A 21,760-nucleotide genomic window follows, 5' to 3' on the forward strand; every position below is an offset into this window, starting at 1 on the left:
TGAGAGCGTATTTACTTTACTCAGCACTAAGTAGATAAAACATCACACTAAATCTGTGAGCGATCTACAATAAGTTTGCTGCATTACACAATCTTATGCTGGATTTTAAGTTCTGAATTCTTCTTTAAAGGAGTCGCATCATGTCTAATATTCTTCGTGAAGAAATGCCAGTACTTTCACGCCATGAAGGTGATTGGATAGGAACATATACACTAGTAGATTTAGAAGGAAAAATTTTAGATAAACATGAATCTCATTTAAGCTGTCAGTTTCCAGATGATAGTCCTTATTCCTACTATCAAATCAATCGCTACAAATGGTCTGATGGTAAACAAGAAGAACATAAATTTCCTGGAACGTACCGTGATAAAGCAATCTGGTTTGATACAGAACGCATCGAAGGCAAAGCTTGGGAAGTAGATAATTCTACTATTATTTTGAAATTTTCTTATAAAACAGTCCCAGGCGCATACTTATATGAAATGATTCAAATTAATCCAGATAATAACCATCGCGCCCGCACATGGCACTGGTTTAAAAATGATCAACTTTACCAACGTACCTTGATTCAAGAAGAAAGGGTAAGATAGTAATTTCAATAGTTCCGAGATAATTTTTAATTTATTCTGGTGCGTTACATTGCGTTGACCAAAACTAGGGTGTAGGGAGAAAAGAAAAATTATGTCGTCGGGATACACTCTACCCACTACACAAAGGGAAGCCCCTACTGATTTCCCTACACCCTACACCCCACACCCTTCTTCTTGACGCACCATTTTATGAAAAAATAGGTAGTCCATCATATTTAATTTTAAATTGATAAAGTAGGCGCATGGCAAAGACTGACAAAATTAACTTTTCTACTCCTAGCGGTTTTCCTGAATTCCTGCCTAGTGAAAAACGCTTAGAATTATACTTACTAGATACCATCCGTAGAGTTTATGAAAGTTACGGATTTACCCCTATAGAAACTCCCGCAGTTGAAAGATTAGAAGTATTACAAGCCAAAGGCAATCAAGGCGACAATATTATTTATGGTATCGACCCTATTCTACCACCAAATCGCCAAGCAGAAAGAGATAAAGCAGGCGAAACAGGTTCAGAAGCACGCGCTTTAAAATTTGACCAAACAGTTCCTTTAGCCGCATATATTGCGCGCCACCTCAATGAATTAACCTTTCCCTTTGCCCGTTATCAAATGGATGTAGTATTTCGTGGAGAACGAGCAAAAGACGGTAGATTTCGTCAGTTTCGTCAATGTGATATTGATGTAGTTGGAAGGCGTGAACTAAGCTTATTATATGATGCTCAAATGCCAGCAATTATCACCGAAATTTTTGAAGCAGTGAACATCGGTGATTTTGTGATTCGCATCAATAACCGCAAAATTCTTACAGGATTATTTCAATCATTAGGGGTTGCAGAAACTCAAATCAAAACTTGTATTGTTATTATTGATAACCTAGAAAAAATTGGTGAAACTAAAGTAAAACAAGAATTAGAAAAAGAAGGTATTTCAGCAGAACAAACTCAAAAAATTATTGATTTTATTAAAATAGATGGTGCTGTAGATGAGGTATTAGATAAACTCAAACACCTGTCACAAAATCTCCCAGATGCCGAGCAATTTAGTTTAGGTGTTAGCGAACTAGAAACAGTAATTACAGGTGTGCGTAATTTGGCTGTTCCTGAAAAGCGTTTTTGTATTGATTTGTCTATTGCCCGTGGTTTGAATTACTATACTGGCACAGTTTACGAAACAACTCTCATCGGCCATGAAGCTTTGGGTAGTATTTGTTCTGGTGGCAGATATGAAGAATTAGTTGGGATGTTTATCGGTGAGAAAATGCCAGGTGTGGGCATTTCTATCGGCTTAACTCGCTTAATTAGCAGATTACTCAAAGCAGGAATTTTAAATACTTTACCTGCAACACCAGCCCAGGTAGTAGTAGTAAATATGCAAGAAGATTTAATGCCAACTTATTTAAAAGTTTCGCAACAGTTACGTCAAGCAGGCATTAATGTAGTAACGAATTTTGAGAAGAAGCAATTAGGTAAACAATTCCAAGCAGCAGATAAACAGGGGATTAGATTTTGTGTAATTATTGGTGCTGATGAAGCAGCAGCCCAAAAATCATCGCTCAAAGATTTGCAAACAGGCGAACAAATAGAAATAGCATTAGCCGATTTGGCTGAAGAAGTAAAACGCAGGCTAATGTAAATCCCAAATTTATCAGGGTGCTGGTTAATTAGCCTACGCTTTACAGTAGGCGATCGCACCTATGAAATGAAATATATTTTAGAATATTTACGTACTAAAATGTTTTAGCTGAAGGATTACTCCCACATCAAATGGATAAAGAAATATTAAAAGAAGCTCTTCAAATTGACTATCGATTACGCTCTACCTTTTTCTATAGAAAGTTATATGAACTGGGTTTCAATAGCTTCTTGGCTGAAATAGATAAATTAATAGAACTGTCAGAAAACTTTAACTGGGAATCTAGACACAACTGGGGAATTTCTGAAACTGCTTGGAATATTTTGGAACAGAGCGGTATCCCTAAAATTTCTGTCTTTGCCCACCCTAGAGTACTTCAAGAACAGCCAAAACTTTCCGGCTACTATCGAAGTGTTGCAGTTCTTCCACAGAAAGCCGCTAAAAAATTAGCTTTTTCCAGCATTGATTCTATAGAAGAAGGAAAGGGAAAGTTATCTCAAGACAGAGCATTAATCCTCTGTCAACTTTATAATTCACATTCAAGCCTAATTATTGAAAGTACTAATGAGTATAGCCAAACTGATATGCAGGCATTAATGTATGCATCTGCTGGCGCACAAATTAATGGTGCTTGGTTAAACAAAATTGGAGAAGAAGCGGAATTATTAACAAGGCGAATTCTTATTCGTTCTCTCATTGAAGAAGAATATATTGTTGCTGCAATTCTAAAAGATGGTTCTTCAAGATTAGATGCGGAATATTTAGAAGATCTAGTTGATAAAGTAGATTTACTTTCTGGTGTGCGCCTAAAAAATCAAACTAGTATTCTTTTTTCTAGCGAACCGGACTTATCCTTATTAAATTCTGCTGGTGAAGCAGTAGCAGTTATTGAAGTAAAAGGTGGAAAAGATACAGCAGGGGCTTTAGAGAGATATGGTGCAGCCAAAAAGAGCTTTGAACAAGCTAAAAGAATTAACTCTAAAGTTGTTACAATACTTCTAGCTAGTTGTATAACTGATGAAGTTTATCGACGTTTGCAAAATGATGAAGCTGTTAATCATGTTTATAATTTAACGCAAGTTATTACTAGCGAAGACACTAGATATCGCTTTGCTTCTGATGTGCTTAGGTTTATAGATATTCATATAGAAATTAATAATAATATTCAGAGCAGTAACTCTAGCAAGATTTCAAAAAAAAAAGTGAAACAACTAAATCTCCCAGTTGAGGTTTACACAAAATCTAGCTCGAATTTGAAAATAATAAATTTTTCCAATGAACAAGTTTGTAATGAATCAGCTAGACTTGATTTAGAGAACCGATATGCTGAACTTCTGGAGGAAACTGAAGATTTTAATCGTAAGTTAGTAAGTTACCAGGGCAATAAAGGAGAAATTGCTCATGGTTGGATTCGATATAAAGAAGGATTTTCATTTAAACTAGTGGAAACTTTAATAAAAAAATTTGGAATTCAGCAGAGCGATACAATACTAGAACCTTTTTCTGGTTCTGGTACAACCTTACTTGTATGCAAAACTTTAGGAATTAATGCCTTGGGTTTTGAAATTCTTCCTGTATGCCATTTAATGTGGGAAGCAAAATATTATCTTGATGAGTATAATATCGAGGAGTTAATGTATCTCTTCGAGCAACTGAAAGAAACTAAACCTGATAAAACAGAATTTACATTTCCTCATATATCTATCACTAAAGATGCGTTTTCTCAAGAAACAGAAAATGACTTGATGTTCTTCTCAAATTGGATTAATACTCAACAAGTATCAAAAAAAGCAAAAGTTTTATATCAACTATTAATAACCAGTATTTTAGAAGAAGTTAGCTATACTAGGAAAGATGGTCAATATTTAAGATGGGATTATCGCTCTAATAAAGTTCAACAGAGAAATCAATTAAGAATTTCTCAAGGTAAAACATCTATCAAACAATTTTATAAAGGAGCAATTACAACTGTTAAAGAAGCTTTATTACAGATATTCAAAACAGTACTATTGGATATAAAATCAATACGATATAGTTTACCAAGTGACAGTTTTCAGGATGTGATAAATGGTAGTGTTCTAGAAAACTTACCAAAGTATGAAAGTGAAAAATTCTCTGGTGTAATTACTTCACCACCCTATTGCAATAGATATGATTATACCAGAACTTATGCTTTGGAACTTGCTTATTTAGGCACAGATGAGTTGGAGATTCGTAAACTACGACAAAATCAGCTATGCTGTACTGTTGAAAATCGATCTAAATTACATAAGCTCGAACAGATTTATAGAGATATAGGTCGAATTGATAACTTTAAAGCTATTTGCAAAGTTATTACTGAAAATAGTGTTTTTCAAGAAATCAATTCTGCTTTGAAAATCAGACAGGAGCGTGGAGAAATTAATAACCCAGGCATACTATCTATGGTAGAAGGTTATTTTTATGAATTAACCTTTCTATTTGCTGAGATATTTAGAACTTGTAAAAAAGGTGCTTACGTTGCCTTTGTTAATGACAATGTACGCTATGGTGGAGAAATTATACCTGTTGATATGCTTTGTACAGAGATAGCAGAGACTATTGGCTTTGTCCCGGAAAAAATATATGTCTTGCCTCAACGTAAGGGTAATAGTAGTCAACAAATGGGGCGATTTGGAAAAGAATCACTGCGTAAAAGTATCACAGTTTGGAGAAAACCTTAGAAAGAAAAATAAGGGTTTGAACTAACTAGATTTTGTAGAGATTACTCTAAAAATATCTATTTGTTTTTAGTGATGCTGCATAATAATTAAGCTGATTTGGAGTGTGACGGATTATGTTTAGACCTAATAGACTGAAAAAAATGCTCCAAGCCGGTTTTCAACCAATCGGTTGCTGGATTTTTTTCTCAGATAGTGACTCAATAGAACTTCTTTCTATGTGTGGGTTCGATGCCTTTATTATCGACCACGAACATGGTGCTATGGAAATGGGCATCTTAGTAGAGCAACTCCGCGCCGCCCAAGCCACAGATGTTACCTGTATTTTGCGTGTGCCTTCGCACGATCCAGTCTATATTAAGCGAGCCTTAGACATGGGCGTGGAAGGTATACTCGTTCCGACGGTAGAATCAGCCGATGAAGCGCGAGCAATTGTCGCCGCAACCCGCTATCGACCTCATGGCGGACACCGAGGAGTTGGTTATCCTGAGAGCCGAGCCGCTAACTGGGGTTTAGCAGAGCTAGAGTATCCTGCTAATTATCGGGAGAATCTACTTGTAGCCGTGATTGTTGAAACCCGTCGGGGTTTTGAGAATGTTAGGGAAATTGCCGCAGTTGACGGGATCGATATGGTAATTTTAGGAGCAGGCGATCTGATGGCAGACATTGCAGACGATTTTGCTGCACTGACTAAGTTAGGAACTTACAATAATTCAGAACTTGACCGATTGTTAGCGGAAGCCGAAGCAATAGTTCGCTCCACTCCTGATTGCTGGCTTGGAGGTGTTAGTCGTCATGTCGCAGGAGGTCGCGAACTGTTCGCTAAGGGCTATGATTTCGTACTACCTGCTGCTGATGGCTGGTTGCTGGCTGATGCGGCGCGTTCTGTGGTCACTGCCATGAGAGGTTAAAAAAGTATACAGTAACCTTGGAAAATTAGCGGCTGAACTATTCTAATTGTGCAAAAACTGAATTACTACCTCTGCTACTTTTTCAGGTATTTGATTCATCATGCAAATTGTTCCTTCGGGAAATTCAGCTACTTTGCCATGCGGAATTGCTTGAGAAAGAAAATAGCGATCGCCAGCTTTTGCTAAACTCAATCTTTCAAATTCTTTGACATCATCCATTCCCCAAATAATTAGAGTTGGACACTTGATAGAGCGAAATCTTTCGGGTGCATCTAGACAGTAATTACCTACAGCCCAAACTGCATACAAAGGATGACCAAAACATTTTAAATCGTCTAAAACCCAACGGTGATTTAACTCAGCAGAACCTACATATCGAGAACGGGCTAACCATCTTTGCATGAGGTGAGAGCCATCTTCTTTGATTTTAAAACCTTCCTCAAACATTCTGAATAACTGTGCTTGCCCACCTTCACCAAAACCAGCTACATTTCCTAAAATCAGTTTATCAATGCGATCGCCATATGCTGCTGTGACTTCTCCAGCTACAAAAGCACCTGTATGGTTGCCCATAATGCTAGTTTTTTCTATACCTAATTCATCTAAAAGTGCGATCGCTGTTTTTGCGTAGTCGGCGATTGTATACATTCTGGGTGGTTTATCCGAATCACCAAACCCCATTAAATCCATTGCTATAACTTGTCTATGTTCAGCAAGGATAGGCATGAGTTCGCGGTATTCATCACTACTGCGGGGGTTCATGTGCAGTAAAAGCAGAGGTTCACCCTCTCCACCGATGCGGTAAAGAATTTGACCATCTTCTGTGTCTAGAAAAGCTCGTTTAATTTTTTGTGTCATATTTTTGGGCGATCGCAGTTACATAGTCCTTTAAGTGGGCATTGCCCACACTAAATTATTTATGAGTTGGCAGTTGCATAATCTTCCTTTCGGGAAGTTCTCGGCGACATCTTCAAAATCTCGCGCGCCTGTGCTGGCGTTGCAACTTCCCGACCGACAGTGTGTGCCATCTTTGCAACCATCTCAACCAACTCGCCATTATGCGGCTTGCCAAAGCGAGTGTAAGCATAATCTCCCAATCCAATGCCGACGTGTCCACCCAGAGTGATTGCCCAGGCTGCCACTTTCATCACATCACCGTTCCAGCAAAGAGCCAACCACTGATTTCCCGCAGGGACTTCTGCCACAAACGCTTGCAAACCATGTATAGTCGCCGCAGCACCAGATGGCATGACTTCTCCGGTAAAGACAAACTCCCAAAGCGTTTCCTGTGGCAGAAGTCCCATTTCTTGGAAGCAACGCGCTGTTCGCATTTGTCCTACGTCCCAACAGACTGAACTAACGTAAACATTGTGTTTCTTAAAGACTTCCAGCACTGCTCTGAGGTTCTCACGAGTATTAACGTACACTTGATTGTAAGTAGTAAACTGTTTTGCCTGGGGATTCCAGAAGTCCACGTTGAGCGATCCGAAATCTACTGGAGCCATATCAACCCGCAGCACAGGATCGTCATTTACTGCCAAGATGTGCCGGACGCGATCCTCCACCCGATTCTGTGTAATGTAACCCAGCGTCGGATGGATTAGTAAATCTGTCTGTGCGCGAATTCCCTCTATCACTTCAAGATAAAGTTCAACATCGTTGCGCGGTTTCCCACTCTCTGGGTCTCGCCCGTGCCAATGGAATATCGAAGCCCCTGCTTCCCAAGCACGAACTGCTTCTTGGATAATCTCTTTTGGAGAGTAGGGTACATTAGGATTTGCCGTGCGATCAGCTATTTCGTTACAACGACACTCAATAATTAAGGGTAATTGCTCGTTCATTGTCTTCCTCCTAAATAGGTTGGCAAATTTATTGACTAAGCAGTGATATTTTTTCTTCTCTGCTTTCCCTCTATACAAAAATTCCTAATTAATTATGTACAAGCACTTACTGCTTGTCTAAAAAATCAACTACTACTTTTAATACTTCTTCTGGCATTTGATTAACCATCCACATGGTTCCACTTTCTAGTTCAACGCTTTGACCATGAGGAATAATTTCCTGGAGCCAAGATTGATTCTCAGGTTTTGCTAAACCAACTTTTTCTAACGGTTCTAATGCTTTTTCTCCTAACAAAACTAAAGTTGGACATTTAATCAAACGAAATCTTTCTTTAGCTGCAAGACAATAGTTTGCTACTGCCAAACCTGGATATATAGGAGAGCCAAAGCACTTCAAATCATCTAAAACACAACGGTGATTTAACTCCCCATTACCTATGTAATTGACGCGAGCCAACCATTGTGCCATCAAATGAGAGCCATCTTCTTTAACTTGATACCCTTGTGAATATCTCTTGTGAATTTTGTCTTGTTCTTCTGTGTCAAATCCAAAGACATTACAGAGGATGAGTTTGTCAACTCGTTCTGGATAAGCTGCTGCAAATTCTCCGGCGATATAACCCCCAGTAAGACTACCGAAAATGCTAGTCTTTTTTATGCCTAATTCATCCAAAAGCGCGATCGCATTTTTGGCATAGTCTGCAACTGAATAAACTCTAGGAGGCTTGTCAGAATCACCTAAACCCATTAAATCCATTGCAATTACTAATTTCTTCTCTGCCAACATCGGCATCAATTCTTTAAATTCATCACTACTGCGGGGAGTCATGTGCAGTAAAAGTATAGGTTCACCTTCTCCACCGATACGGTAAAGGATTTGTCCATCTTCTGTATCGAAAAATGCTCTTTTGATCCGGTGACTCATTTTTTTATACTCCTTATCTTACTGGACTTATATAGCAAGCCTAAATGAAATATAAACACACCTATTGCCTCTTGCCTGCCCCCACGAGTAATTTGTAAATCAAATAGAATTGCTATATTCAGATTTGATATACAGAATCACAATTGTCAATTTCATGTATGCTACCAAAAATAGGAAACGCGGGTTTCTACTATTTACTTCAAAAAGCAGCATGACGCTTATGAGTGGGGTAAAAAAATGACATACTATAACTCCATAGCCCAGCAGTATAAAAAATCCAAACAGTTGTCGTTTCGTCTGCATATTGAGGCATATACATACTTTCATCTGCTTGGTAATCTGGTCGGAAAATCAATTCTCGATTTGGCTTGTGGAGAAGGATTTTACACCAGACTATTCAAACTTCAAGGTGCAGCACAGGTTGTTGGTGTCGAAATCTCAGAAAAAATGATTGAACTGGCAAAGCAAGAAGAAACTAGACAATCCCAAGACATTGAATATATTCTTTGTGATGTATTTGAACTTGGTAAAATTGGCAGTTTTGATTTGGTGGTGGCTTCCTATCTACTTAATTACGCCCAAACCAAAGAACAACTACTGAAAATGTGTCAGAACATATTTGTCAATTTAAAACCGGGCGGTCGTTTCGTTACCATCAATAATAATGAATCCCAATCTCCTTCGTCTTATCTCGCTACTGAAAAGTATGGATTTATTAAAAGCATAGATTCACCATTAATCGAAGGCACACCTATAAAATACACATTTACAATCTCTGCAAGTGACAATAAATTCAGCTTCTATAACTATTACCTCAGCCGAGCTACTTATGAGTGGGCATTTCGGAGTGTTGGTTTCCAAGAGATTCGCTGGCAAAAACCAGTAGTCTCGCCGCAAGGAATCGCAGAATTTGGTCAAGAGTTTTGGCAGGATTTTCTTAACTGTGTGCCTATAGTTGGGATTGAGTGTATTAAATAAGTGTTTATCATGAATTATTGCGATCGCTCGCAGTTTATGTGCTTATTTAAAATTTTAGAAGTGTCGAAGGGGCGATCGCTCCCATCAAATTACTCTAAAATCTTTTAATATAACGCCCAGTTGGTGAACCTAAAATCTGTCCGTTATTATAAATAAGACTTCCACGCAAAAACGTACTCTTCACTCTTCCAGTTAACTCCATCCCTTCAAAAGGTGTATAACCTTGTTGTGACTCTGACTCAGCCGCACGCACCACAAAGCTTTCATTCGGGTCTACCAACACCAAGTCTGCATCATAACCAACAGCAATATCCCCTTTTTCTAACAACCCAAAACGCCGCGATGGGTTCCAAGAAAGCAACTTAGCCATATGGTTATAAGACATTCCCCGCTTGCTACCTTCACTCAATACACCCGAAAGTAAATATTCTGTACCACCAAAACCAGACTTGGCTAACCAAATATTATTTGGGTCTTTCGCACTTCTTTTTTGTTCAGCAGAACAGCAAGCATGGTCACTCACTATCCAATCTACTTGATTATTTAGTACCGCTTGCCATAAATATTCCACATCAGCGCGGGGACGAATAGGCGGGTTAACTTTTGCCCAAGTACCATTAGGGGTATCAACATCTAATAGTAAATGTCCCACAGTAATTTCTCGCCGAAAATTGATGTGAGGAAAAGCAGTTTGCATTGTCAAAGCTGCTTCCATTGCTTTGCGCGAACTCAAATGTAACAAATTGATATTTGCACAGTTAGTTTCATGTGCTAAATAAGAAGCAATACAAATGGCTAAACCTTCCGAATGTGGTGGACGCGCTGCACTGTAAGCGTGCAGTCCACTCAAGCTAGAATCGTTTTCTACTATTTTTGTATAAGCGTTGAGAATTTCTGCAATTTCACAATGCAAACTCAAACTAATAGTATCTCGCGCAGATGGATGTTCTGCCATCAAGCGAGTGATACCGCGCATGATAAATTCAAAATGGGAGAAGTCGTAGCGTTCTTCTTTATTGATCATCAAAAACAAATTTTGGTGGTCTGAGAGACCATGCAACCCATAGCCACCATAAAACATAAAAATTTTAAATGAAGATACACCATGTTCTTCAAATAATAGAGGTATTTCATCGATATGTTGACTAGCTATAGGTGCAACGTGATAGCTGTAATCAACAAAAAAATTACCTGCGGATAATGCCAGTACCTCTGGAAAGAAATCCCGGTAAGAACCGCCTTTATTTAGATAATATTGTCCGGTACGAATGTAATTGAGACTTGTGGTTACTCCCCCCATTGCGGCGGCTTTACTTTCCGTCACTGCATCATGATCGAGGGGTTGATATATGCCAATGTGCATATGAGCATCCACAACCCCAGGAAAACCCAGCAAGTTTTTAGCATCGAATACTTCTAAGGCTTGGTTTGCGCTAATATTAGGAGCAATTTCAGCAAATTTTCCATCCTTAATGCCTAAATCAAGTAGTTCAACAGCATCATTATGAGGACGAACAGCGCGCACATTTTTGATAATTTTATCTAATACAGGAGGTTCAGACACAGTAGACCTCACACTAAAATGAGTACAGAAGCTTAAGTTCTGGTGTAATCCGGAATTTCAACATAGTACCGGAACCCAAGCTAAAACCCATTATTATGTAACAGTTTTTTATTCAATCATCTTTAGGATAAAAACAATGGAAACTTTTAATGAGTATCATCTCAACCCAGAACAATTTACTTTTCTCAACAGTCTGCAAGATAACTGGCAAGTAATTAGAGATGAGTTTACTACCTTTATTCAGCAGGCATCGAATGAAGAGATAAAATTTGCTTACGATGTTTTAGGGCCTAAGAGTAAAACGATTCAAACCAAAGGCAATTCAAAATATAGTGCTTTTGGCATTTTATTCCAAGGTTTATTTATTGAAGAATATATTCAAACACATCAAATACAATATCCTGATCATGAAACAAATGAGGCATCAGAAAAAGCACTTATCTTACGAAAAAAATACTTTTCTAATCTGGCTAATGCCATAGAGAAAGTGAACTTTCACGATGATAATATCCTGAGAAACGTTTACTTTGGTACATTTCATCCAGGCTTAGATATCAAGCTGCACGTCAACGATAATCCTCACATGAATCGAGGCTATTTAGGTTTGATTGTGCCAGAGGGTGATGTAGCTATGAAAATCTGCCATGACAAGCTTTATTGGCACGAAGGAAAATTCTTGATTTTAGATCATAGCTATCCCCACTGCCCACATAATTACACCAATTACGATCGCACTGTTTTAGTTGTAGACTTTTTCAAACCAGATAAACCTAGAGAAGAAGTAATTCAATTTGAAAAAGAGCAAGTTAAGCAGCGTATGCAAGATAATCCTTACAGCTTAGGTGTGTTTGGTAAGAGTGATAAAGCTAAAGAAGAGGATTTTATCAAGTATGGTTTAGCCCATCAATTAGAGTGGGATAAATCTTTATAAGTTTTATCTTCACCCTTTCTAAATAAAATAGTTGAGTGTAAAAAAGTTGCCAAATTTAGCTGTCAATAATTGCTGTACACTTAATTTCAATAATTAAACCAGGGGTAGATAGTCCTACTACACCAAAACCTGTCCAAGTAGGAAAGTTGTTAATAAAATAGTGGTCTTTAACTTGCATAAATAGCGGTAAAAAAGGAATTACATATGGTGATTTTGCAGAATCTTGTGCTTCTGTTTGAAGTTCACCTAGTCCTGGCCCAGCTACATGATATGTAATCATCTCGACTACATTATCAAATGTAGCTCCTCCTGCTTCTAGTACCTTTTTAACATTCTCAAAAGCTTGAACAAACTGAGCTTCTACCCCTGGAACAACTTGTAAATTTTCATCTCTGCCTACTTGTCCTGAAATATATAAGGTATTTCCAACTTTAATTCCTGGACAATAATGAAACTTTTCAAATAAAACTTCCATCCCTTTGGGAATAATGACTTGGCGAGAGGGCATAATGTATCTCCTAAATGGGAAATAAATACTCAATAAAATAAGCTGGTATGAGTTATGCTCAATAATTAAGCGTTTAAGCTAGGTGAAAGCCACCATCCACAGGCAAAGCTACTCCAGTAATAAATGCAGCTTGAGGAGAGCATAAAAAAGCTACTACTCCACCTATTTCTTCGGGAGAAGCCCAACGTTTCATCGGTACATTTTCAATCTTCTGTTTCATAGCTTCACTATCTATTCCACCACTATTTGCAGTGGCAAACTGCCAAGCTTCGGTCTTAACATAACCGGGAATAACGACATTTACTGTAATTCTTCGTGGCCCAAGAGTTTTGGCATAGTATCTGGCTAAAAATTCCACAACTGCTTTAGCTTGACCTGGCATAACATAGCTCAATTTTGGAGTTTGATTACTATTACACCCAGGTGCAGATATTGCTACTATATAGCCGTTTCCATCTTCCATGTAATTAATAGCTTTTTCTACACATCTAATAAAGCATTTAGGATAGACACTCTGATAGTAATCGTACTTTTCAAAATTATTCCATTTACCAGTTCCTAATAATTGAGTGTGATCATTAGCTGCTGAAGTAGCTTGACTAGATTCATCTGATGTTGTCAGTCCAACATATAATCCAGCATTATGAATAAATGCTGTTAGTTTACCTTGAAAATTATCCTCAACAGATTTAAATATTTTTTCAATAGTCGATTCTTCTGCTACATCCCCTTTAACCAGGCAAACTTTTTTTCCATAGGTTGATTCTAATTTAGTCTTAGCAATCGATGCAGCCTCTTCATTGGAATTAAACCCAAGTATCAGGTCATATCCATTTTGAGCTAACTGCTGTGATATTCCCCAACCAATACCACGAGTACCACCTGTAACTATTGCTAGCTTTGATATCATTTTTGCCCACTAAATAGTAAGTTGAATTAATAACAAACAGAAACTAAAAAAACTAGCAGTTGATTCTGGTATAATCAACTATCAAGTTATTAATTAACCATTAAGTAATCTTCAGTCAATTAAAGAGCAATGAAGGCAAAAGCATATAGTAAGTTTATAGCAAAACAACTCACTAAGGACAAGTATAAGCACGTTTAAACTTGGTTTCTAATTTCTGTATCTGAAAGTATTAATTTTTAACATAATATTGACTTAATTTCTTTTAGATCTAACAAAATATAAACTCAGTAATTTAATTTATTACAGTTAAAAATAATGACACAGAAATCAGAAAATACATTAAAAGTTGCTCACCAAGCATTTGAGCATTTTACACATGGTCTAGCAACTGGAGAATGGCAAGCATTCCTTGATATGCTTACAGATGATTTTACCTTTTGGTTTCCAATGGGTAAATTTCACGGTTTAAATGAGGGTAAAGAACGGGCTAAAGAATTTTTTCAATATGTTTCTGAAGCTTTCAGTCCGGGAATTACGCTAACTTCCCTCGACCGTGTTACTAGTAATGAAACAACTGTTGTTTTTGAATTTCGGGATGAAGGATTGTTATTTGGACAGCCTTATAAAAATCGTGTAGCGGTTTCTTTTGATGTGCGCGGCGATAAAATTTGTAGCTATCGGGAATATTTTGGTAGCGATAGTAAATCCTACTGAGTTTTTTAACAGTTATTAGTTATAAGTTAGTGTTAATTAAGTTCTTTTAATTCTTTACACTTAACCTCTGCGGCTTGATAGGCTGCTAAATACTCCTTACCACCTAACATTACATCACCATAATATTCATAAGGTGCTGTTCCATAAATTGGTAGGGGATCATCTTCGGGATAATCTTCTTTTGATTCTTCGATAATAGCTTTTAGTTTTTTGACACTCAAGCTTTGTGCGGGAAAATACCACAGTTCTTGGGAATTTTTTTGTAATTGTGGAAAGTTGGGATCAACAATTGAATCGCCTATCTCAATCCAACTGTGTTCTACAGGTCGATAGGGCTTACCTGCAAAAACTAAAAATCCCTGAATATAGATTGCTCCCTCTGTTGCTAATGCTGCTTTGTAGGCATTGTCAAAAGGTTTATTTGCTTTACTTTTAATTTTTTTAGCAATCTCAAGTGAAAGCTTTTCATCTAATGCTTTGTTCATTTACAAAGGGAATTAAAGCGTCAACAATCATATTTTACACTTTCAGATTGTTTATTTAGTTATAATTTATGAGTATCTCTCACTTTGCTAATAGTTGTAACAAAGTGTATATATTTTGAATTATTTATTAATATTGCAATTGGAATAAATAGTACTGTTTGAGATTTATGTAACTATCTGAAGGTAGGCATTTTTTATCTAAAAACCCAAATTTGAATGAGATAGCGATCGCCAAAATAAACTGAACAGTATCACAGCTTTCAAGTCTTGATACTGTTCAACCAATGAAATTCGGCTAGCTTGTGCTTCAGTCTGGGAACGCCAAACCCGTCCTTGGGTCGCGGATATATAATCCTAATGTCAGACTACGCAACACTTCATCCCAAACAGGCGTTAACTGCTCTGCTTGATCTGCCCAATATTCAAATGTAATTAAGCATTGAACATTCGAGCCTAAACCAATACAAATCCGTGAAAAAGCTTCCCGTGGTTCTGCTTGAGTATCAATAAATTTAATTTCTGCCCAGACAATTCTGGCAGTTTGTCGCTCTACAGTATGAATTTTGCTCTTATCAATAGGGTTACGGCTGTCTTCTTCTATGATTTTTTTTAAAGTGCGTTTTAGTGGAAACTGGCTCCAGTCATTAGGCGGCAGTTGATTAAAGGATACTTCCAAACAGCAGTCATCATTGGGCGGTTTTTTATCAAGGAACTTAAATGATTTCTCTTGTGGCTCAAAAATCCAATTCTGAGGAACATTGAAGCGAACAGCCCCCCGATTGGCGACGAAAATCTTGTAGCCTGATGGTGATTCCCAACGATGGTCAGGTTTTAGTTCCAGCGTTTCTTTAATCCACTGGAGATTGTTTTTTTTACCTTTTGCCATAGTATTTTCGTAAATCTGCTGAAGACAGCGAGTTATGTTGACTAATTACGGCTTTTTAGAGTTAGTTTAACTAGCTGCGTCAAATTTTGGATCAACTCTAAAACAGAAAGTATTAGATAAGTTATATATATGTAAAGTTAATTACCTTTAATTTATGAGCCAAATGGTGTCAGTTTATGCTTAGACAACAACTGCTAGGTTGCCAGAAATCGCTGCAAATACTACTAAGCCTCAGCCTGAGCGCAATTTATCTATTTCCAATCTTACCGTCTTTAGCACAAACATCTTCAGTTCCGTTACCTTCAGATGCGCCTTTGGAACTGGGCTTATTGAACAAACCAAACGGCAGTGTAATTACAGCCAGTACCATTAATCCACAAGGATTAACTACGCCGAGTTTATGGTTAGCTCAAGCCAATTCTGAGAATAAGTTATTGGATAATTGGATAGCTTATCCTGCTTCTGCAAAACAACCTGGGAGAGTAGACTTGATCGTAAACCAGCAAGTTTGGAGCATCCTGGACTATTTAGAACGCTATAGCTTTGTAAATCGCTTAGGTAGCGTGGCTAGAAAGGATGTTTATAACCTGCGGGTTTTTAATTATCAGCAAGAACTTTTGGCAAGTTACACCTGTAACTTTCAGACAAGCCCAACACCATGCAGAATTCAGCTAAATTCTCTGAATAGATTAGGCTTGCAGCAATCTTCAGATGAAATAGGCAAGTTGAGATAAGAAAGTAACGTTATGACTGATTAACTTGTCTTAATTTTGGTAAATAAAGATTCATACTGTTTTGCTGTTGATGTCGGTAATGCCAGCAAGAATTCACTTTTATGGAAAACTTGACGATTAGCTTGTAGCAAGCTGCGTATTGGTTCTTGCAGATCGGCGGCTGAAATTTCTGGAAAAATAGGCGAATTGGTTCTCGTCTGGAGAGTAATTTGTTTAGCTATCTCTGGTTGCCAACAAAAATCAATCCATTTGGATGATATATCGCTTTTGTTCGCTTTAGTGGGACGTACCCATAGGTCTGCCCAAATAGCCGTTCCTGACTGAGGTACGACTATACCCAGATGCGGATAACGTGCTAGCAGAGGTAATATATCACTTGACCAACCAACAGCTAACCAAGTATCTCCAATAATTAGAGGTTCTAAGTAAGTATTAGAACTGTATAGTTTTACCTGTTGGTTTAATGTTTGCAGTTCTTTTTCTAAATTTGGTACTGTATCAAGATTTTCTATGTTGTATGATTTGCCGAGCTTCTTTAACACTAGACCAATCACTTCTCTAGGATTATCTAGTAAAGAAATCCGCGATCGCAATCCCTCTCGCCACAAATCACTCCAATCTTGTGGCATCCATCCGAGTTCTTTAAATTTATCCCGATTGTATACAATTACCGTACTACCCCAACGATAAGGAGCCGCCCAAACTTTACCTTGCGGTGCTACGTAGCCTTGGTCATTACGTGTTACTAGTTGTCGCCATTTTTCGTCCAATGTAGACCAAGATTTTAATTGCTTGACTTCAGCTTCTTCTAGGGGTTGAATTAGTTTCTGCTCAATTGCTGCTTTTAACCAGTAATCTCCCAATGTTACCAAATCAACTACAGCCTTTGTTTGAGGGTTTATAAATGGAATCCACTTAGTCCAATTAGTCCAAGCTTGCTTATTGGTAGTTTTTGGTGGTTCCTGCCAATTCTGCAATTGCTTATATAAATTCTGTAATTGGTCAACTGGGGCAAATTTTAACTGCGCCTGTTGTTGCAACCCTTGGCGAAATTTATCAACTACTTGACTGGGGATAGAACCTTTCAATAACTGTACGTTGAATTTTGTCTGCTTGTTGTTACCACAACCAACCAGCAGTTGTGAAAACGCCAATCCACTGATACTTAGCAAAAAAGACCGTCGATCCATTGATTTTGGATATGTAAAGTTAGATTCTAGACTATTCTCTTACAAGCATAAATGTTGGACGAGAGTCTATATTACTGATCTTTCATTGATAGAGGTCAATACAACCTTGATAAATAGTCATTTGTTTGCTCGAATCTTCATAAAGCGCAGCTTATAGTCGAAAAGCTTCTACAATAAGCATTTTCCTTTTTACTTTGTACTTTTTACTGAAAAAATGAAGCATCCTGTCAGTTATCCATAAAGTTATCTAATATAAAAATGATTGTCATAGATTTATGAATTATGAGTAGATTAGTTAGTTGACACAATCTCTGTTCATGCTTGAGTTGAAGGTAACTGCTGCTGTAATTTTCTTGAAAATCTAACCAGCCAAACTCAACAACTGTTTGTGAGTTGAGCAGAGTAAAAACCATTTAAAGCTAAAATATCGGCAAAAAGTTGCAATATTTAGCAAAAATGCCAATTTAATATCTACATCTTTATCTAGGAACATTAAAGTTTTTTCTAAAAATAAATTACACTAACTTAATATTTTGCAATATAAAGCTAGATTATAACTGCAATAGATAGTTGAGAAAGATTGATAATTAATGACTTAGACATAACATTTCAACTTAATATTTGAATAATTAAATAATTCATAAGTATCCTTAACGTTGCCAATAAATTGAATAACATGGAGAAAATATACTGACGAGGGTATTAGATGGAGCCACTACAAAACCAAATCCTGACTTTGAGCCATAAATTGGATGCCCTCTACCAGGTAATAGAGCAGCTTGACATGAAAGTAGCTCAAGCTTTCTCAGAGTGCTCCTCGGCGAATACACAAGCAAAAGATAACTATCAAGACAATAGTCAAAATTTTCCCTATCAATTCAAAGGGCAAATCAGTTTTAATCAAGAATTGGAACACAAAGATGTTTTAACAGATGGCGTTTATTTAGATATGAACCGTCAAAGTGGGGATAAGGTTTTAACGCCAGAAATTCAGATACAACGACTTACAGCGCAATTAACCGCAGCATACAATCGCATTGCGGCATTAGAAGAACAATTACTCCGAGAAAGAATTCATTAATGGTTCAATAGTCAGCATTTTAAGGATTTACCGGAGCTTTTTCAGTCCGGTATTTTTGTGTTTAGAATTGACTAAGCCGCTTTAATTGGTTTTCGATCGCTGCTAAAAGTTGATATTGTTGCCAATTTTGATAGAGATACGCTGCAACACAAGCGGCTCCAGCACCTACGCCTTCTTTAACAAAACCTTGCTCATAAGCTTGGAGTTGTGGATAGCACGAATTGGCAAAATTTAGCTGTGTGGCTACTAAAGAAGGGATAATTCCCTGATGAGTGAAGCTTTTATCTAAGCTGAGGGCTAAATCAACTGTTCCACCTGTGGGATCTTCTGCTACCCAGCGAGTTGTGCCGACAATTATTTCTGCGGGTTGCCAAAATAAATCATAAGCTTGAGAAATTGCTGTAATTAAAGCGTAAACTGCCAGCATTTGTGTACCACCCGCCAGCATTACACCACAACTACGACTAGCTGCGATCGCCATTCCTGCTACTACCACTTGCATAGGATCGCCCACCGCAACTAATAATTTAAGCGGATTTAAATCAATAGGTGTTTTGTTTAATCCAGCCTGTACGACTTCCCACTTTTGCTGATGGTTACAAATAGGATGGCTACTGTTGACTTTGCCTACTGCATCTATTCCCAAAGCAGTGAGAATAGCTAAAGCGGTAGTAGTACCGCCAACAACACACTCACTTAAGATTACATAACTTTGCCCAACTTGCGCCGCCAAGCGATCGCCCCAAATTAAACCTTGTTCTAGCAAATGTTTAACAGTTGCTAGCTCCATTGCATTACCTGTACTAATACACCTAGCAGGCGAACCTCCTAAATCAATCGCTGGTACAGCAGGAGGTTGAGGTAATCCAGCATTAAACAAATAAATTGGCATATTTAGTGCTTCAACCACAGCACGAGAAATTAGTACAGGTGATGCTCCCGCCGTTAGTGGTGGTAAAGGATACTGCGGTTGATGTTCTGCGCCGTAGTATAAAAATTCCGCATCCGCACAAGCAGTGTACTTCCTGTCTTCTGGCGTGCTACCAGCTGCCGAAATCCCTGGAATCAAAGCAGTTTCTGTAAAACCTAAAATACAGGCAAAAATCGGTAAACAACCTTGGTACTTAGCCAGCCATGCCTTGCTTTGTTCTATTTGAGTGTAAATCCGAATTGAGTCATTAGTCATTGGTCATTCGTCCTTAGTTAAATGTATTGAATCAACAACAAATGACAAATGACAAATAACTACCCATCATAATCCAGCAGCACTTGTACCCATTGTGGTGGACGGGGAATCGGATTACCTAAACGATCTAATAACAGCCATGCAGCTATGTGTACGACAAACAGATAGACAAAGTTGTTAAGTACAACCAAGGCTAAAGCCCCGATTTGAATCCAAAATACACTCGGACTGGTTAGTAATCCCAACTGTAAAAATATCCACTCAGCAATTTCAGTGACTTGGTTGATTAAATAAATCCATAAGTCTTCACCGGATAATATAGACAGCAACCACATCCGGAAAAAGAAGCCCAAACTCCCTAATAAACTAGCCAAAGTGATAGACACAATCCAAGGAACACGACGATACCAAGTTGCTCCCAGGAGTACCCCCATAAAAGCATAAGGCATAACAAAAAGTAGACTGCGAACAGGCCCCATGAGTACCGATAACAACAAACCAGAAGTGACTGCTGCCATCCATGCAGCGCGATGACCCCAACGCAGGTAAACTAGAGCGATCGGTACAGGGAAAAATATTCGCAAAAGTGGCCCTAATGGGAAGTAGAAATTAATAAACCAAATTAAACTAGCAGTGCTGGCTAAAAATGCCGTTTCTACGAGCCTCAAAGGTGCGCCGGCTTTCAATTGCGGAGGTTGCAACTTGCTGAAATTTCCAGAATCCTGTGAATTATTGCGATCGCACCCTTGACTTTGGGAAGATGGGGACTCAGAAGTTGGGCTTTCCTCTGGCTCTTCGGGCAGAGAATTTACAATACTCATTTGAGAAATTTTTAAACTATCATTTTTTCCAGAGCTAACACATCAGGAATGCAAATACTGTCTTGATCCCGCTTAATTAACCCTTTCTTTTCTAACTTAGTTAAGACTCTTGTTACTGTTTCTCGCGCCAGTCCACTCAAACTACTCAGTTCTCTGTGAGGTAAATTCGGAATTTCAGTCTCTCCTGTTTGCGCTTTTTTTCCCTGTCCCTCTGCCAAAAACAACAAAGTATCTGCTACTCGTGATTGACTATCAGATTCTCGCAACCGCAGTCGCCGGTTTACTTGCCGCAAGCGTCTAGCCATTAGTTGTGATAATCTGACTCCTGCCAAGGGTTCTGTTTGTAGTAACTTGACAAAATCTTGAGATGGCATACTTCCAATTACCGTAGCCGTGAGGGTAATCACATCGGTAGAGCGAGGCACTTCATCTAAAGCTGCCATTTCACCAAATAGTTCGCCTTTACCTAAAATATTGAGAGTTACTTCTTTACCTTCTAAATTATAAGTACGAATTTTTACCCAACCTTCAAATATAAAATAGACAGAACCACCCCAATCATTTTCTAACAAAATTACCTGATTCGCTGGGTGGGTACGGGTAACAAGGTGGGTAAGTGCCAGTTCCACAACCGCGTCAGGCAACCCTTGAAAGAAGGGAGTCGATTTGATCCAGGGATTATGAGGTTCTTGCAAGCTATATCGGTCTCCCATTACAAAATTTTATTAAAACTGCGACTTCTAAAATCAACAATCCTGCTATATTCAGCCTTAGCTAACAAAACAATCTAAACTTCCGCTCAGTAGATAAAATAACAATATAAGCATTTGTCAGCACAGTCTCTATTTAAATAAAGCAAAATTTATGCCATAACTACCTAAATGCCTCTGGAATAGTTGTGCAGAGACTAGTATTATTGCCAAAAACTTTACTTAAAAATATAGACAAACAACATTAATGATACTCAAAGTAGTTGATTTTTGCTAATGCCAAGTTTTCAGCTATGGCCTTGGTTAGCAAAATATTCCTTTAACTGTGTATTTTAGGTATTACGTTGTAATACTAGAGCTAGTGATTTTGTGTGATGCGATCGCCCTTAGTGCAGTCTCCGTCGGTTAAGAGAAGACGTTGCTGGAGGCATTACTAAAGTAACATAAAATACAAATTAGTCGCTA

General features: G+C 38.0%; 21 protein-coding genes. 9 read left to right on the forward strand and 12 right to left on the reverse strand.

Translation table 11 applies throughout. From position 1 onward, the window contains the following. Positions 1-140 precede the first annotated feature (140 nt). From H6G76_RS24920 to H6G76_RS24935, 4 genes are all read left to right on the forward strand, one after another. Positions 141-590, forward strand: coding sequence for a DUF3598 family protein (locus tag H6G76_RS24920; RefSeq protein ID WP_190707071.1), 450 nt, complete (start codon positions 141-143; stop codon positions 588-590). A 242-nt stretch (positions 591-832) separates the two neighbouring features. Continuing rightward, positions 833-2,221: a histidine--tRNA ligase gene (gene hisS, locus H6G76_RS24925; RefSeq protein WP_190707074.1), complete on the forward strand. Its 1,389-nt coding sequence runs from the start codon at positions 833-835 to the stop codon at positions 2,219-2,221. Positions 2,222-2,352: 131 nt separating this feature from the next. Beyond that, the gene (locus H6G76_RS24930; protein WP_190707076.1) at positions 2,353-4,923 is read left to right on the forward strand and encodes an XcyI family restriction endonuclease; all 2,571 of its coding nucleotides are present in this window, start codon (positions 2,353-2,355) and stop codon (positions 4,921-4,923) included. 140 nt (positions 4,924-5,063) lie between these two features. Further along, the gene (locus H6G76_RS24935; RefSeq protein WP_199337522.1) at positions 5,064-5,831 is read left to right on the forward strand and encodes an HpcH/HpaI aldolase/citrate lyase family protein; all 768 of its coding nucleotides are present in this window, start codon (positions 5,064-5,066) and stop codon (positions 5,829-5,831) included. A gap of 42 nt (positions 5,832-5,873) precedes the next feature. Here H6G76_RS24935 and H6G76_RS24940 read toward each other — a convergent pair whose 3' ends face one another. From H6G76_RS24940 to H6G76_RS24950, 3 genes are all read right to left on the reverse strand, one after another. Beyond that, a complete protein-coding gene (locus H6G76_RS24940; RefSeq protein WP_190707081.1) occupies positions 5,874-6,689 on the reverse strand; it encodes an alpha/beta fold hydrolase in 816 nt (271 codons plus the stop codon). Between the two features lie 59 nt (positions 6,690-6,748). After that, positions 6,749-7,672, reverse strand: a complete 924-nt coding sequence (locus H6G76_RS24945; RefSeq protein ID WP_190707084.1) for a 3-keto-5-aminohexanoate cleavage protein — start codon at positions 7,670-7,672, stop codon at positions 6,749-6,751. Between the two features lie 106 nt (positions 7,673-7,778). After that, the gene (locus H6G76_RS24950) at positions 7,779-8,597 is read right to left on the reverse strand and encodes an alpha/beta fold hydrolase (protein WP_190707087.1); all 819 of its coding nucleotides are present in this window, start codon (positions 8,595-8,597) and stop codon (positions 7,779-7,781) included. A 237-nt stretch (positions 8,598-8,834) separates the two neighbouring features. On the opposite strand from H6G76_RS24950, the gene H6G76_RS24955 reads away from it, so the two are divergent. Next, positions 8,835-9,575, forward strand: a complete 741-nt coding sequence (locus H6G76_RS24955; RefSeq protein ID WP_190707090.1) for a class I SAM-dependent methyltransferase — start codon at positions 8,835-8,837, stop codon at positions 9,573-9,575. A 94-nt stretch (positions 9,576-9,669) separates the two neighbouring features. Here H6G76_RS24955 and H6G76_RS24960 read toward each other — a convergent pair whose 3' ends face one another. Then, positions 9,670-11,139, reverse strand: coding sequence for an amidohydrolase family protein (locus H6G76_RS24960; RefSeq protein WP_190707092.1), 1,470 nt, complete (start codon positions 11,137-11,139; stop codon positions 9,670-9,672). A 136-nt stretch (positions 11,140-11,275) separates the two neighbouring features. On the opposite strand from H6G76_RS24960, the gene H6G76_RS24965 reads away from it, so the two are divergent. Further along, positions 11,276-12,070 (forward strand): aspartyl/asparaginyl beta-hydroxylase domain-containing protein, encoded by a 795-nt coding sequence (locus tag H6G76_RS24965; RefSeq protein WP_190707094.1) that lies wholly within the window; start codon positions 11,276-11,278, stop codon positions 12,068-12,070. Positions 12,071-12,125: 55 nt separating this feature from the next. On the opposite strand, the gene H6G76_RS24970 is transcribed toward H6G76_RS24965, so the two are convergent. Then, complete coding sequence (locus H6G76_RS24970; RefSeq protein ID WP_190707097.1) at positions 12,126-12,578, reverse strand: RidA family protein; 453 nt, start codon at positions 12,576-12,578, stop codon at positions 12,126-12,128. A gap of 73 nt (positions 12,579-12,651) precedes the next feature. Continuing rightward, a complete protein-coding gene (locus H6G76_RS24975; RefSeq protein ID WP_190707099.1) occupies positions 12,652-13,488 on the reverse strand; it encodes an SDR family NAD(P)-dependent oxidoreductase in 837 nt (278 codons plus the stop codon). Between the two features lie 315 nt (positions 13,489-13,803). On the opposite strand from H6G76_RS24975, the gene H6G76_RS24980 reads away from it, so the two are divergent. After that, on the forward strand, positions 13,804-14,202 hold the full coding sequence (locus tag H6G76_RS24980; RefSeq protein ID WP_190707102.1) for a nuclear transport factor 2 family protein: 399 nt from the start codon (positions 13,804-13,806) through the stop codon (positions 14,200-14,202). 32 nt (positions 14,203-14,234) lie between these two features. Here the strand turns inward: H6G76_RS24980 and H6G76_RS24985 are convergent, their stop codons facing one another. Then, positions 14,235-14,687, reverse strand: coding sequence for a hypothetical protein (locus H6G76_RS24985; RefSeq protein WP_190707104.1), 453 nt, complete (start codon positions 14,685-14,687; stop codon positions 14,235-14,237). Positions 14,688-14,994: 307 nt separating this feature from the next. Further along, positions 14,995-15,573: a hypothetical protein gene (locus tag H6G76_RS24990; protein ID WP_190707107.1), complete on the reverse strand. Its 579-nt coding sequence runs from the start codon at positions 15,571-15,573 to the stop codon at positions 14,995-14,997. A 176-nt stretch (positions 15,574-15,749) separates the two neighbouring features. Here H6G76_RS24990 and H6G76_RS24995 point away from each other — a divergent pair, with 176 nt between their 5' ends. After that, positions 15,750-16,307, forward strand: coding sequence for a hypothetical protein (locus tag H6G76_RS24995; protein WP_190707110.1), 558 nt, complete (start codon positions 15,750-15,752; stop codon positions 16,305-16,307). A 20-nt stretch (positions 16,308-16,327) separates the two neighbouring features. On the opposite strand, the gene H6G76_RS25000 is transcribed toward H6G76_RS24995, so the two are convergent. Next, entirely contained in the window at positions 16,328-17,497 is a 1,170-nt protein-coding gene (locus tag H6G76_RS25000; RefSeq protein WP_190707113.1) for an extracellular solute-binding protein, read from the reverse strand. Positions 17,498-18,203: 706 nt separating this feature from the next. On the opposite strand from H6G76_RS25000, the gene H6G76_RS25005 reads away from it, so the two are divergent. Then, on the forward strand, positions 18,204-18,578 hold the full coding sequence (locus tag H6G76_RS25005; protein WP_190707116.1) for a hypothetical protein: 375 nt from the start codon (positions 18,204-18,206) through the stop codon (positions 18,576-18,578). A 61-nt stretch (positions 18,579-18,639) separates the two neighbouring features. Here H6G76_RS25005 and cobT read toward each other — a convergent pair whose 3' ends face one another. From cobT to H6G76_RS25020, 3 genes are read right to left on the reverse strand one after another with little or no spacing between them, the layout of a single operon-like run. Continuing rightward, positions 18,640-19,764, reverse strand: a complete 1,125-nt coding sequence (gene cobT / locus H6G76_RS25010) for a nicotinate mononucleotide-dependent phosphoribosyltransferase CobT (protein WP_190707119.1) — start codon at positions 19,762-19,764, stop codon at positions 18,640-18,642. A 59-nt stretch (positions 19,765-19,823) separates the two neighbouring features. Further along, the gene (locus tag H6G76_RS25015; RefSeq protein ID WP_190707122.1) at positions 19,824-20,585 is read right to left on the reverse strand and encodes a DUF2232 domain-containing protein; all 762 of its coding nucleotides are present in this window, start codon (positions 20,583-20,585) and stop codon (positions 19,824-19,826) included. 11 nt (positions 20,586-20,596) lie between these two features. Further along, positions 20,597-21,298 carry a Crp/Fnr family transcriptional regulator gene (locus H6G76_RS25020; RefSeq protein ID WP_190707124.1) on the reverse strand — a complete coding sequence of 234 codons (702 nt, stop codon included), beginning with the start codon at positions 21,296-21,298 and terminating at the stop codon, positions 20,597-20,599. Between the last annotated feature and the right edge of the window lie 462 nt (positions 21,299-21,760).

Origin of the sequence: Nostoc sp. FACHB-152 (assembly GCF_014697475.1) — a bacterium.
Taxonomy (GTDB): domain Bacteria; phylum Cyanobacteriota; class Cyanobacteriia; order Cyanobacteriales; family Nostocaceae; genus Nostoc_B.